The organism is Ensifer adhaerens (assembly GCF_013283195.1).
GTDB lineage: Bacteria > Pseudomonadota > Alphaproteobacteria > Rhizobiales > Rhizobiaceae > Ensifer > Ensifer adhaerens_G.
Window position 1 is genome coordinate 517,333 of record NZ_JABEKT010000002.1, and the last position, 13,624, is coordinate 530,956.

At 63.7% G+C, this 13,624-nt stretch carries 12 protein-coding genes; 1 reads left to right on the forward strand and 11 read right to left on the reverse strand.

From position 1 onward, the window contains the following. Positions 1–76 precede the first annotated feature (76 nt). The 8 genes from lhpI to LPJGGPFB_RS18945 form a co-directional block, all read right to left on the reverse strand. The gene (gene lhpI, locus LPJGGPFB_RS18910; protein WP_173421483.1) at positions 77–1,780 is read right to left on the reverse strand and encodes a cis-3-hydroxy-L-proline dehydratase; all 1,704 of its coding nucleotides are present in this window, start codon (positions 1,778–1,780) and stop codon (positions 77–79) included. After that, positions 1,777–2,778, reverse strand: a complete 1,002-nt coding sequence (locus LPJGGPFB_RS18915; protein WP_025429445.1) for a 4-hydroxyproline epimerase — start codon at positions 2,776–2,778, stop codon at positions 1,777–1,779. The genes lhpI and LPJGGPFB_RS18915 overlap by 4 nt, the downstream gene beginning before the upstream one ends. 14 nt (positions 2,779–2,792) lie before the next feature. Then, positions 2,793–4,043 (reverse strand): NAD(P)/FAD-dependent oxidoreductase, encoded by a 1,251-nt coding sequence (locus LPJGGPFB_RS18920; RefSeq protein ID WP_173421484.1) that lies wholly within the window; start codon positions 4,041–4,043, stop codon positions 2,793–2,795. Between the two features lie 7 nt (positions 4,044–4,050). Beyond that, complete coding sequence (locus LPJGGPFB_RS18925; RefSeq protein WP_173421485.1) at positions 4,051–4,773, reverse strand: amino acid ABC transporter ATP-binding protein; 723 nt, start codon at positions 4,771–4,773, stop codon at positions 4,051–4,053. After that, positions 4,766–5,419 (reverse strand): amino acid ABC transporter permease, encoded by a 654-nt coding sequence (locus tag LPJGGPFB_RS18930; protein ID WP_173421486.1) that lies wholly within the window; start codon positions 5,417–5,419, stop codon positions 4,766–4,768. The genes LPJGGPFB_RS18925 and LPJGGPFB_RS18930 overlap by 8 nt, the downstream gene beginning before the upstream one ends. 12 nt (positions 5,420–5,431) lie before the next feature. Then, positions 5,432–6,097 carry an amino acid ABC transporter permease gene (locus tag LPJGGPFB_RS18935; RefSeq protein WP_173422233.1) on the reverse strand — a complete coding sequence of 222 codons (666 nt, stop codon included), beginning with the start codon at positions 6,095–6,097 and terminating at the stop codon, positions 5,432–5,434. A 179-nt stretch (positions 6,098–6,276) separates the two neighbouring features. Continuing rightward, positions 6,277–7,083: an ABC transporter substrate-binding protein gene (locus LPJGGPFB_RS18940; RefSeq protein ID WP_173421487.1), complete on the reverse strand. Its 807-nt coding sequence runs from the start codon at positions 7,081–7,083 to the stop codon at positions 6,277–6,279. A gap of 181 nt (positions 7,084–7,264) precedes the next feature. Next, positions 7,265–8,782, reverse strand: coding sequence for an aldehyde dehydrogenase (NADP(+)) (locus tag LPJGGPFB_RS18945; protein ID WP_173421488.1), 1,518 nt, complete (start codon positions 8,780–8,782; stop codon positions 7,265–7,267). Positions 8,783–8,925: 143 nt separating this feature from the next. On the opposite strand from LPJGGPFB_RS18945, the gene LPJGGPFB_RS18950 reads away from it, so the two are divergent. Next, positions 8,926–9,963: an Ldh family oxidoreductase gene (locus tag LPJGGPFB_RS18950; RefSeq protein ID WP_173421489.1), complete on the forward strand. Its 1,038-nt coding sequence runs from the start codon at positions 8,926–8,928 to the stop codon at positions 9,961–9,963. 105 nt (positions 9,964–10,068) lie between these two features. Here LPJGGPFB_RS18950 and LPJGGPFB_RS18955 read toward each other — a convergent pair whose 3' ends face one another. The 3 genes from LPJGGPFB_RS18955 to LPJGGPFB_RS18965 all read right to left on the reverse strand — a co-directional run bounded on the left by LPJGGPFB_RS18955 (position 10,069) and on the right by LPJGGPFB_RS18965 (position 13,558). Further along, positions 10,069–11,031, reverse strand: a complete 963-nt coding sequence (locus LPJGGPFB_RS18955) for a dihydrodipicolinate synthase family protein (protein ID WP_173421490.1) — start codon at positions 11,029–11,031, stop codon at positions 10,069–10,071. A gap of 131 nt (positions 11,032–11,162) precedes the next feature. After that, the gene (locus LPJGGPFB_RS18960) at positions 11,163–11,867 is read right to left on the reverse strand and encodes a GntR family transcriptional regulator (RefSeq protein WP_173421491.1); all 705 of its coding nucleotides are present in this window, start codon (positions 11,865–11,867) and stop codon (positions 11,163–11,165) included. 233 nt (positions 11,868–12,100) lie between these two features. Next, positions 12,101–13,558 carry a hypothetical protein gene (locus LPJGGPFB_RS18965; protein ID WP_345791051.1) on the reverse strand — a complete coding sequence of 486 codons (1,458 nt, stop codon included), beginning with the start codon at positions 13,556–13,558 and terminating at the stop codon, positions 12,101–12,103. Positions 13,559–13,624 lie beyond the last annotated feature (66 nt).

Sequence of the window (13,624 nt, forward strand, 5' to 3'; positions counted from 1 at the left end):
CCGCCGCAAGTGTTGCGGCGGCGAGGCAGAAACGCATTCAGGTCAAGATGCCCAGCCGGCATCTTGTCGGCGGACGTTATCGATCCGCGGGGGAAAGCCAGTCCGGCATCCGCGCCGACACGCGTCCCGTCAGCGCCGCTGTCACGCAATCGGCAAGGTTGCCAAGGCGAACCGCACGGCCGGATAGGCCGGGGCCGTAATGGGCATATTTACCGGAATTGGTCATCAGCGCCCGGGTTTGTGTGGGGAACACGGGTTCCGAAATCGAGCACCAACAGAGGTCGGGCAGGACCTGAACGCCGCTTGCCTCGAGGGCGGCCAGCACGCCTTCGGTGCGGGCAGCGGCAATCACGTCGCGGCCGGCGGTGACGATGACGGCAACATGCTTGTGCCGCGGACGACCGCCGAGGGCCGTGGCGAGTGCCCGACATTCGGCAAGCGACGCATGGGGACTGCCGATCGCGACGAGGTCCACATCCTCCGGCCCACTGTTCAGCACCGTCCAGGCGGCCGCCATCTCGGCGCGCGTGATCGTTACGGTATCGGCGTCGTCTGCCGCGGCGCCTTCGGCCTCGGGTGTGACGCCTTCGATATGCAGCATTGGCGAAGCGGACGTCGTCCCGAAGGCGGCACAGAGTGCCTTCAGGTCGTCGGGCGAAGGTTTCGCAGCGGCAAGGCCGCGCAAAAGCGGAATACGATCCGGCGCGGCGCGCCCGGCGAGATAGCCGATCAGCGGCCAGAAGGCGTCATCCACGGTTTCCGGCAGATCCACGTCGATGACGCGGCTCGCCTTGCGGTGTTCATCGAGATAGACGCCGGAGAGCGGTGCGCGACCGGTCAGCGCGATGCACAGGTCGAGGAAATCAGGGTGTTTTGCCGTGCGAGCGCCGAGCACGGTATTGGCGTAGATCACGGCGTTCGATTCCGCCCAGGCGATCGCTTCGCCGGCCTCAGGCGCGCTGTCGAGCAGATAGGGCGAACAGGTAAAGGTCGGGCGGCAGCCCATGCGGACATAGGCGTCGGCAAGACGGGCGGCCGGGTCGCCGAAGGACGAGGGCACACCCTGCGCCTGCCAGTTGGCCCGGTCGACCGAGATGGCGTTCATCGTCGTCGGCAGCCGGACTTGCGCGCCCATGTCAGCCATTTTCTCGGCGAAGGTCAGGTTGGCGGGGCTGGCATAGATGCAGCCGTCGATATGCCCCTGGGTGACGCTGATAAGGCGGGTGGCGCCCTGTTGCGCCGCCATGGCGCAGATGATGCGCATGGCTGCCTCAACCGCCACGCCGTCGCGGCCGTCAAGCATGGCTCGATCAGCGTCATCAAGGTCGAGCCTTGCGGTCGCAGGCGGTGCAATCTCGATCGTCAGCCCCTCGGCCTCGATCGCCTTTTCGGTGATGCGCGCAGACTTTGCCTTGGCGAGTGCTGCGAACGCATCGCGTGAGAGGCGCAGGACGGGCAGCCGCTTGTCGAACATCTCGGCGGCTATCAGCGCGCCCAGCGTCAGCACGTCCTCTGCCTCGGAAAAGACGAGCGCTGCCGGAGCGCGGCCGGTCAGCGCCAGATCGAGCAGCACGCCGGAGCCGGTGCAGGAGCCCCGGCTCGACGGCATCATCAGGATACTGCCGGTCAGACAGAGCCCGTGCAGCGGGTGGTGAACATCGATCACCGCTCCGGTCGCCGGATCGACGCCCCCCCAGAAGCTCAACGCTTCCGGTGCGGCAACGACGGGTCCCTCGGCGGTGCCGCCAAGGATGCTGTGAGCGGAGATCGAATTTGTCATTTGACGACGAAGCCGTGTGCGAAGGGGTCGCGATCGTCGATGAAGATCGTGTTGATGCCGGTCATGCGCGCCCATCCGGCGATGGAGGGGATGATCGCATCGCGGTCGGCGACCTTGGTCGCCGCCTCGACCCGACCCTTGAACAGCGATCCGATAATCGATTCATGCACGAATTCATCGCCGACCTTCAGCTTGCCCTTGGCGGCCAGCTGCGCCATGCGCGCGGAGGTGCCAGTGCCGCAGGGCGAGCGGTCGATCGCCTTTTCGCCGTAGAACACGGCGTTGCGGGCGTGCGCTTCGGCCTGCGTCGGCTTGCCCGTCCACTGGATGTGGCTGAGCCCCTTGATCTCCGGATGCTCGGGATGGACGAACTCGTACTTGGCGTTCAGGGCGGCGCGCAGTTTTGGGCTCCAGCCGATCAGTTCGCCGGCCGTGTGGTCGGCCATGTCGCGGAAGTTTTTCTGCGGCTCGACGATGGCGTAGAAGTTGCCACCATAGGCGACGTCGACGACGATCTCACCAAGGCCCTCGACCTCGGCCGTCAGGCCTTCGGCGTAGAGGAAGCCGGGCACGTTGGTCAGGCGCACTTCCTCGACGAAGCGGCCCTCCTGGCGGTAGCTGATGTCGACCTTGCCGGCAGGCGCGTCGATCGACAGCTTGCCGGGCTCGCGCGGCGTGATTAGCCCGTTCTCGATCGCCATGGTGATCGTGCCGATGGTGCCGTGGCCGCACATCGGCAGGCAGCCGGAGGTCTCGATGAACAAAACGGCGACATCGCAATCGGGGCGTGTCGGCGGGTAGAGGATCGAGCCGGACATCATGTCATGGCCGCGCGGCTCGAACATCAGGCCGGTGCGGATCCAGTCGAATTCCCGCAGGAAATGGGCGCGCTTTTCCAGCATGTTGGCGCCCTCGAGACGAGGGCCGCCGCCGGAAACGAGGCGGACGGGATTGCCACAGGTGTGCCCGTCGATGCAGGAGAAGGTGTAGGTGGCCATGGTCGAAACCTCTGTCAGAACCGTTGCGGCGAGAAGGGGGCGATGTCAATCGTCGGGGACTGGTTGGTCAGGAGATCCGCGACCAGCCGGGCGGTGCCCGCCGATTGGGTCAGGCCGAGATGGCCGTGACCGAAAGCATAGACGACCCGCGCCGTCGTGCGGGCGCGGCCGATGGCCGGAAGGCTGTCGGGCAGCGACGGGCGGAAACCCATCCACTGCACGCCGCCCGTGGGCTTGAGGCCTGGCAGGAAGGTTTGGGCCTTCTTGAGCATGGCCTCGGATCGGCGATAATTCGGCGGCAGCGTCAAGCCGCCGAGTTCCACCGCACCGCCGACACGGATGCCGGTCGAAAGGCGGGTGACGACGAAGCCATGGCCGCCGAAGGTGACCTGCGTGCGAAGGTCGAAGGCATCTGCCGGCAGCGTCGTGTTGTAGCCGCGCTCGGTTTCGAGCGGAATACTCTCGCCGAGGGATTTGGCGATCCGGTGGGAGAAGGCGCCGGCTGCAAGCACGACCTGCGCCGCACGGCGCGTGTTGCCGTTCGTCGTGCGGACTTCGACACCGTCGTCGATCGTCGCAAGGGCCGTAACCTCGGCGCGCTCGATGGCGCCGCCTCTAGAGCGGAAATGCTCCGCGAGCGCCAGCGTATAGAGCTTGGGGTCGGCGATCGAGTACCACCCCGGCGTAAACGTGCCATGGGTGAAGCAGGGTGCAAGACCCGGCTGGATCCCGGCCATCTCGGCAGCACTCATATGGCGGAACTCGACACCATGGTTTGCACGTGCCTGCCATCCGGGCAGCGAAGCCTTGAGCTCGGCGTCGCTTTCATAGACCTGAAGATTGCCTTCCTTGCGCAGCATGGCCAAGGTGCCGGTTGCAGCAAGGAACGGTTCCAGCTCCGCCTTGGACAGGTCCATCATCGCCGTCTGGGCGGCGGTCGAATGGGCCACCCGCTTCGGCGAGCAGGCGCGCCAGAAGCGGAACATCCACGGCGCGATCTGCGCGGCGTAGGCGGGCGGGACACTCAGCGGCCCGAGCGGGTCGAGCAGCCACTTCGGTGCCTTCTTCAAAATGCCGGGTGAGGCGAGCGGCAGGATGTCGGTGAAGGCAAAGGCCCCGGCATTACCAGCCGAAGCCCCGGCCGCGGGGCCTTCCCGGTCGAGCACGGTGACCGAAAGCCCCCGTGCCTGGGCCGCGATTGCGGCGGAAAGGCCGACAACGCCGGCGCCGATGACGATGACGTCAGGCTGAGCTGCATCCTTCATGATCGGCTCAGTGTGTCGCAGCCAGGAACTTTTGCAGTTCTGGATCCTTCGGCGCACCGAACAGCGCCTCCGGCGGGGCGATCTCGGCCATCACGCCCTTGTGGAAGAAGGCCACTCGGTCGGACACCTCGCGGGCGAACTTCATTTCGTGCGTGACGCAGATCATCGTCATGCCCTCGGAGGCAAGCATGCGCAGCGTGTCGAGCACTTCGCCGACGAGCTGCGGGTCGAGCGCCGAGGTCACTTCGTCGAACAGCATGTATTCCGGCGACATGGCAAGGGCGCGGGCAATCGCCATGCGCTGCTGCTGGCCACCGGACATACGGTTCGGGTAGACCTGGAGCTTCTCACCGAGGCCGACATGGGTCAGCTGCTTGACGGCCATTTCCTCTGCCGCCTGCTTGGACTGGCCGAGCACCTTGCGCGGGGCGAGCATGACGTTTTCAAGCACGGTCAGGTGCGGAAATGCGTTCCATTGCTGGAAGACGATGCCGATCTTGCTGCGCAGCTTGTTGAGATCCGTGCTCTTGGCATGAACTTCGGTGCCGTCGACCTTGATCCGACCGGCATCGATCGGCTCGAGGCCGTTGATGCAGGTGAGCAGGGTCGATTTTCCGGAGCCGGAACCGCCGATGACGGTGACGACTTCACCCTTCTGGACGGTAAGGTCGATGCCTTTCAGAACTTCCAGCGTGCCGAAGGATTTGCGGACGTTTTCAATCTCAATCATTGGGGGACCACCGTTTTTCGAGATACCCACCAAGCCGGGCGATGGGGAAGCTGATGAGGAAGTAGATTGCACCGCAGATCAGAAGAATGAACAGCGGTTCCTGCAGGCGAGTGACGAGGATCTGCGAGGCGCGCAGAAGCTCGATCAGACCGAGCCAGAGCACGAGCGCGGAGTCCTTCATGACGCCGAGCGTCAGGCCGATCCAGGAGGGCAGCGAGACGCGGGTGGCAAGCGGCGCCACGATGTAGCGCATGTCCTGCCACCAGGTCATGCCGAGCGAGCGCGCGGCGCGGCGCGTGGTCGGCGGCACCGACGTAATGCCGCCGCGCACGATCTCGGTGCAATAGGCGGCCGTATAGAGCGACAGCACCACGCAGGAGGTGGTGAACGGAGCCCAGCCCAATTTGGCGATGGACTGGAAGGCATTGGCGAGCACCAGCTGGATCAACAGCGGCACGGAGCGAAACACGTCGAGCACGAAGGTCAGCGGCATGGACCAGTAGGGTCCGGCCTGAACGCGGATCACCCCGAAGAGGATGCCGAGCAGCGTGCCGGCGGTGACCGAGACGGCGGTGACGGCGAGCGTCATCGCCGCACCCTGTGCCAGAAAGGCGAGATCACTCCAGGTGAGGGCGGTATTAAACATCTCTCACCTCTCTCAGTAGCGGAACATGCGCGAGGCAATTGCTCGGGCAGCGAGGGTAACGGCCTTGGCGATGATGTAGTAGATCACCGCAGCCAGCGCGAAGAATTCGAAGGTGCGGAACGACCGTGCGTTCAGCTCCTGCGTGACACCGGCAAGATCGGTGTTCATGCCGACGGTCACGCCGAGCGAAGTCATCAGGATTGCCCAGACCATCTGGTTGGTGGTCGGCAGGAAGGCGATGCGCAGCATCTGCGGCAGCACGATGTAGCGGAAGGCCTGTATCGCCGACATGCCGAGCGAACGGCCGGCTCTGGTCTGGGTGTCCGGTATCGCCTTCAGGGCGCCGCGGAAGTTTTCGGCCAGATATCCCGCATTGTTGAAGGCAATGCCGACGAGCAGCGCGGTGTAGGGGCTGAGGTGAATGCCGAAATTGCCGAGGCCGAAATGGGCCATGTAAATCTGGAACAGCGCGGGCGTGTTGCGCGCGATCTCGATCCAGGTGGTGGCAAAGCCGCTGAGGACGCGGTTGCCGGACAGGCGGAACCCCGTCAGCGCGAGTGCGCAGATCACGCCGATCAGCATCGACAGCAGCGCGATCTGCAGCGTGACCAGCGCGCCGTCAAGCATTTGCGGCAATGCTTTCAGCGCCTGGTTCCAATGGAAGGTGTAATTGAACATCGCCGTCTCACCTTTTCGAAAATGGGCGATACCAATATGCGCTGACATTGGCCGATCAATCCGGAGTGCCCGGCCTCTCGGGTGGGCCGCCTTGCAGCCCCACGCAATCAGTCAATATCAACGCATCTTGGTATGACGGCGCGAGGTGTTTGCCTCGCGCCGCCAGAGAAACGGACAGATTAGCGGTATACGCCGTTCACCGCCAGCGAAGGCAGCTCGCCGCCGACCCACTTTTCGTAGAGTTCGGCATAGCGGCCGGTGCGGACCTGCTGGTTGATGAAGAGGTTAAGATAGTTGATGAGGCCGTATTCTTCGCGGTTGGTGAAGAGAGCGACGTAGTCGGTGTCGAACGGCGCCTTGCCGACGACTGCGATGCCCGGGAACTTGCCGGTCTTCACATTGGCCTGCGCAACGGTCGAGGTCGACACGGTTGCATCGATCTGGCCCTGGCTGAGAGCGAGGAAGACGTCGGCCTGGGTCTGGTAAGGACGGAATTCGCCCGCACCCCATTCCTTGACCTGCTTTTCGAGAGCGATGGCTTCGAAGGTGCCGGCGGTGGCGCCGACAACCTTGCCCTTCATGTCTTCGAAGGACTTGATGCCGGTCTTTTCATTGGCGGTGACGGCCATTTCGAAGGCGAAGTAGGGGATGGTCATGCCAACAGTCTTGGCGCGCTCGAGCGTGTCGGAGGTCGACGCGACACCGACGTCGACGCGTCCGGACATCAGCGCGGGAATGCGCTCGGGGAAGGGAGTTTCAACGATCTCGGCGGTGACGCCAAGCGCCTTTGCCAGGTCGTTGCAATAGTCGACGTCGAAGCCGATCGGGTTGTTGTTCTCGTCGCGAGAACCCATCGGCGGGAAGTCAAGAACCACTGCGCAACGCAGCGTACCCGAGCCGATGATGTCATCCAGCTTGTCGGCATGGGCCGGGCTGGTCAGAGCAGTGGCGGCAACGAGGCCGAAGGCTAGGACCGAGGTCTTCATTTTTCTCTCTCCCTGAATTGGTGTGCCGTTTGACGGCGACCGCAATATTCCGCTTTGGAGAGCGTAAATCAACCTAAAAATACAAACAGTATACAAAAAGTATATGATCCTAACGCCGGCCGCGTGCGGGGATCCCATTTATTTCGTCAAACGGGATCCCAACGCAGCGATCGGTCGCGTGTCAGTTGCCGAAGTCTTCGGGCAGCAAGGCCTCCGGCATGTTCTGGTAGGCGACGGGACGCAGGAACCGACGGATCGACATGGTCCCGACGCTGGTTGCCCCAAAGTTCGTCGAGGCCGGATAAGGCCCACCGTGCACCATGGAATCTACCACTTCGACCCCGGTCGGAAAACCGTTGACCAGGAGGCGGCCAGCTTTCCGCTCAAGAATGGGGCGCAGGCGCAGGGCTGGCTGCGTGTCGCCCGCATCCATGTGCACGGTGACCGTCAGCTGTCCCTGGAGCCCGCGCGCGAGCTGCTCCATCTCGTCCTCAGAATTCACGCGGACGACGAGGCCGAGCGGACCGAAAACTTCCTCGCCGAGCGCGTGGTCGGCCAGAAACTGCGCGCCGGTGGTCTCGAACAGATTGGGCGATGCGGTGCGGTCTGCCGAGTTGGTCACCAGCAGCGGCTTGACGCTGTTGCGGGTGGTGAACCGCTCCTGCCCGTCGCGATAGGCCTTGGCGATCCCGTCGGTCAGCATGGTCTGCGCCGCCACCTTGCCGAGTGCTTCGGTCGCCGCCGCCGTGAAGCGGTCGGCGTCGGAGCCTTCGATCACCACCGCAATGCCCGGATTGGTGCAGAACTGGCCTGCGCCCATCGTCAGCGAGCCTGCCCAGCCTTGGCCGAGCGACTCGGCACGGGCCTTCAACGCTTCCGGCAACAGGAACATCGGGTTGACCGAGCCGAGTTCGCCGAAGAACGGGATCGGCTCCGGCCGAGCGGCGCAGAGATTGAAGAGCGCACGGCCACCGGCGAGCGAACCGGTGAAGCCGACGGCCTTGATCAGGGGATGCTGTACCAGTGCTTCGCCGACCTGTCGGTTGCCGCCCTGGATCAGCGAGAAGACGCCCGGATGGACGCCGGTCTTGCGGATGGCGGCTTCGACAGCCTCGGCGACGATCTCACCGGTGCCGGGATGGGCCGAGTGGCCCTTGACGACGACGGGGCAACCGGCGGCAAGCGCTGCGGCAGTATCGCCGCCGGCGGTCGAAAACGCGAGCGGGAAGTTGGAGGCGCCGAAGACGGCAACCGGGCCGATCGGCCGCTGGATCAGCCGGATTTCGGGGCGGGGCGCCGGCTGGCGCTCGGGAAGGGCGGCGTCGAAACGACGGTCAAGGTAGGCGCCTGCCTCGATATGGTCGGCAAACAGCCGCAGCTGACCGGTGGTGCGGCCGCGTTCACCCTGCAGACGCGCTTCCGGAAGGCCGGTTTCCTGGCTGCCGATTTCGGTGATCGCCTCGGCGCGGGCCTCGATCTCGTCGGCGATGGCGCGCAGGAAGGCGGCGCGCTCGGCCCGCGAAGAATTGCCGTAGGTCCAGAACGCTTCCTCGGCAGCCTCGCATGCGCGGTTGACCAGCTCCACGGTGCCGACGGCGAAGTCGTGCGCCGGGCCGTGCGCCGGTGTCGAGGCGAAGGTGCCTGCGCCGTCAAGCCACTCGCCGGCGACGAGATGTTTTCCTTTGGGGGTGAAGACCATCTGCGGATCCTTTCTTGAGAACACCGGTGTCTTTCGGCATGAATAGCTCGCAGCCGATTTGCACTTGTCAGATCTTTGTATACTCTATGTATGCAGAACTTCAACCGCCCGCATAGGGTCATACGCAGCCAGAAAGGTACAAGATGAGTGAGACCACCACCCTGACGATCTCCGCAGTTCAGGAGCGGGTCGAGGCGATCTTCCGCAAAGGCGGGCTCAACGCCGTCCAGGCCGGAGCCCTTGCACGGGTGATCGTGGCGGGCGAGCGTGACGCCTGCAAGTCGCACGGCATCTACCGTATCGAAGGCGCGTTGCGTACCGTCAAGGCCGGCAAGGTGAAACCGGACGCGGTCCCCGAACTGCTGGCGCAGGAAGGCTCGGCCATCGTCAAGGTCAATGCCAAAGGCGGTTTTGCCAACCCGGCCTTCGAACTTGGTCTGCCAGTGCTCGCCGAACGTGCCCGGACGCTGGGCATGGCCGCACTCGTCATCAACGACTGCACCCATTTCTCGGCGCTCTGGCCTGAAGTGGAAGGCTTGACCGGAGAAGGGCTTGCCGGCCTCGTCATGTGCCCGAGCTATGCGACGGTCGCGCCGACCGGCGGCAACAAGCCGCTTTTGGGCACCAACCCCTTCGCCTTCGGCTGGCCGCGCCAGAACCAACCGCCCTACGTTTTCGACTTTGCGACCTCGGTTGCCGCGCGCGGCGAGATCGAGTTGCATCGACGTGCGGGCAAGCCGCTGCCGGAGGGCTGGGCGATCGATGCCGAGGGCAATCCGACGACCGATCCGGAAGCAGCCCTTGCCGGCGCCATGCTGCCCTTCGGCGGTCACAAGGGGTCGGCCATCGGCACCATGGTCGAACTTCTCGCCGGCATCATGATCGGCGACCTGACGAGCCCCGAAGTACTGGAGTATCTCGGCACCACGACCTTGGCACCTTTCCATGGCGAGCTGATCATCGCCTTCTCGCCGGAGAAATTCGCGGCTGGACGACCGGGCAATCCGTTCGATCGTGCTGAGGTTCTGTTCGAGGCGATCGTCGGCCAGGGCGCCCGCCTGCCGTCGCAGCGCCGTTTCGTGGCGCGCGCCAAGTCGCAAGCCGAAGGCATTGTCCTCAACAAGGCAGAGATGGAGCAGCTCGACCGACTGCTCGCACTCGGGCTCGACGCCGTCGCATAAGCGACGGCGCAGCCGCGCCGCATCCCTCGGCGCAAAGACGGAAATGCCAAACGAAAAAGGCCCTCCAACCGGAGGGCCTTTTGTTTTTAGGGCCGATGCGGACGATCAGGCCTTGTACTTCTGGACCGCGCCCGTAAGCTTGCTCCACTCGGCGTACCAGCTGTTGAACAGCTTGAACTGGGCTTCGACGTAGCCGCGCTGGCTGTCCGAGAGCGCATCGCTCTCGTTGAAGTGCAGCGTGTATTCCTTGTCGCCCTTCAGCACCATCATGTGCTTGAAGTAGAGAACCAGGTCCGGGCCTTCGTCGAAGGAGGAAAGCACGGCGAGCGCCTGTTCCAGCTCCAGCGCGCGAAGGCGTGCATCGACGTCGCCTTCGGCGGCTGCCCGCGACAGGTTGCACATGTGGATGACTTCCTTCGGCAGCACGCAGCCGATGCCGGTGATCGCACCGGTCGCGCCGCAGTTGACGAAGCCGTGGAACACCGCCGTGTCGACGCCGATCATCAGCGAGACGCCATCGTCACGGCTGGTGATGTTCTCAGCCGCATAACGCATGTCGGCGGCACCGCCGAATTCCTTGAAGCCGACGAGGTTCGGATGTTCGGCGCGCAATGCGAAGAACAGGTCGGCGCGGGTGGCAAAGCCGTAGTAGGGGCTGTTGTAGATGACTGCCGGCAGGCTCGGGGCGGCCGACAGGATGTCCTTGAAGTGGTTCTTCTGGGCAGCGACAACAGAGCCACGCGACAGCACGCGCGGGATGACCATCAGGCCCTGGGCGCCGACCTTCTCGGCATGCGCCGCGTGGGCGACGGCCGATGCGGTGTTGACGGCGCCGGTGCCGACGATGACCGGAATGCCGGCCTTGACCAGGCGCTCGACGCCTTCCATGCGCTGTGCGTCGGTCAGAAGCGGCCAGTCACCCATCGAGCCGCAATAGACGACAGCCGACATGCCCTGGGCGATCAGGTCCTTGCCCTTGCGCACCAGCGCGTCGAAATCGGGGGTGCGGTCTTCCTTGCAGGGGGTCATCAACGCCGGAATGACGCCGGTGAAAATCTGTGCCTTCATCTGAAACTCCTCTCGGCTTGGTCACTCGGCACGGTTCGTATGCGCCATCCGCGGCGGACGTTTCCCGTGCCTCTGGAGATCAGATATATCTGTTTGTATTTTATTTGTCGACAAGAAAAATACAAAGATCGCTACAGAGCGATGTCGAGCGTGTTTTTCCGGGCGAAGAGTTTCTGCACCTGCTGGACGATCTGCTCGGCATGGGCTTTGCCAAGACGGTCGGCGGCCTCAAGATCGCGGGCTGTAATCGCGGCGATGATTTCGGCGTGCTCGTCGACGAAGCGCTGCGGGAATTGCTCCTCGTAGGACTGGTAGTAGAGGCGCAGGATGCGCCGTCCTTCGTCCAGAAGCCGGCGGAAAAGGCTGGTGAAATAAGGATTGCGGCCGGCTTCTGCGATCGCCGCGTGGAAGGCGGCATTGGTGGCGATCATCGCCAGCGCGTCGCCCGACTTGATGGCTTCGGCATAGTCTTCGTGGAAGCCGCGAATAACAGGCAGATCTTCCGGCCGGTGGTTCTGCGCGGCAAGCCGCGTCGTGACGCGATACATCAGCACGAGTGCGTCGAAGAACGTGTGCATGTTGAGGAAGTCGATGCTCGAAACCATCGTCGATCGGTTCGGTAGCGTGTCGATCAGGCCTTCACCGGCAAGTCGCACCAGCGCTTCGCGGATCGGCGTGCGGGACATCTTGAAGCGTTCCGCAAGCTGGACCTCGTCGATCGGGCTGCCCGGCGGCAGCGCCAGATCGAGAATTTCGTCACGCAGAAGGTCATAGACCATCTTTACGCCGGAGCCACGCTTGCGCTCGAGTGTTGGGCTGGAATCGGTGTCGGTCATGTCGAGAATCCTTATGTCGACATGATAAATACTTCTCCCTGCCCCTCGGATCAACTCGCGTGGTCACTTGACCGTCACTTGATCGAGGCGATGCGATCCTGATGCAGACGCGCGCGACCGTTCCGGCGTCGCGAAGCCCGCAAAAGCCGATTGAAATCGAAACGAGATGCATTTGCCTTCAGCCCGGAGAAGATGGCCCTGGCACGGGCATCAACGATCAATGGTCATAAAGCTCAAAGGACCGGCATGTTCGTTCGCGAGAAGCTTGCAAACGCCGCCGCCGACAGTGGACCTGCGGTCAGCAAGGTAAAATCGAAGCATGCGCGAACGTCTGGGCCGAGGACGTACTGACGATGCACGCGCAGAAAGTTGCGTCTGATCTTACGGTAGCGGTCAGCTGACAGCATGTGCTTGACCCTGATGTAAGCGATGGACGGTTGCTTTTCCTGCGGGTGTCCGGCCAGCGTGACGGTCCGCGTCTTGTAGAAATTGACCACATCCGTCAGGCACTGCACCTCGAACCAGAAGATCTCCTTGGCGCGCGCAATCGCTCCGATCCGGGCGCGAAGGGCTCGTGCCGGCCGCATTAGCGCGCATTGCAGGATCGCGCCGCCAAGCGTTGCGAACACCACCCGTTTGCCGGCCAGAATATCCGGGTGCCGCTCGATCAACAGGCCGATGACATGCGCGGCGACGCTTGAACCCATGCTGTGCGAACTGATCAGATACTCGTCGGCGTTTTCGCTGAACGCTTCGCGGGCGCCGTCCACACAGCTTTCGAGCCAGCGGTTGAAATCGGGCCGATCCAGTCTCGCCAAGGCAACGGCCATTTCCCAGTCGGCAAACAGATGCAACGTGTGGAACTTCGCCGCGAACGGCAGCAGGACCTGCCTGACCAGAAGCGCTGCCAGCGGCACGCTCCACAGGAGGTTCCAGTAGGAGAGGTCTAACCAGTGCGGAAAGAATGCGACGACAAGGGCGGCCGCCGTCATCAGGCCGGCCAACAGGAAGGGGAACAGCGCGAACAGGCCGAAGCGCCAGGCGTGGCGAAAGTAACCCCAAAGCCCGCCGTTGAACGCCACATGCAGCGCGCTGGCAAATCCCCCCGCCAGCCGACGCGCCAACGACCGCCGGCTCAAGGCGTCGACGAGCACATCGTGATCGAAAACATGGATGCGGCTCGACGCCTGCCAGTCCGACCCGGCGCAATCGACATCGAAATGCGCTGCCTGTTTCGTTCTGACCAATGGTCCGACATCGGATCTGAAGTCCCATGCCGTGGCGCTTTGTTGTGCTGAACGCTGATAACGCAGGCGGTGTGCTTCCGCATCGAAGGGCTCAAAGCCCGGAAAATGCAGGACGACCCTTTTCGTGACACGGGGCATGGGAGGCATCTGTGAACTTGGTTTCGAGGGCTGTCGCCGAGCGACGCGGCGGCGGTCCCGTTTGGGTAACCGCTGGCGATCTGGCGACGTGAGGCAAGGGAGGGCAGTGGGTGGAATCAGCTTGAAATTGACCGGCACCGTATCGACGCGAACTGCGGCGCAATCGTGATCGATCAAACGCCCTGAGCCTGGTTGATGAAATAAAACGAGGCGACGTATGGCCCCCTGCCTCGCGACGGGCGGCGGCCGCCGCTGACCACTTATCGACTGTGGCAAGCGCAAAGCAACTTGGCCTTGGTCGCGCAACGGTTTATCGAGGGACGCGGTTCGGCCGGCTGGAGATTTCGCAACGTTCGCCCCAAGATGGGTGGA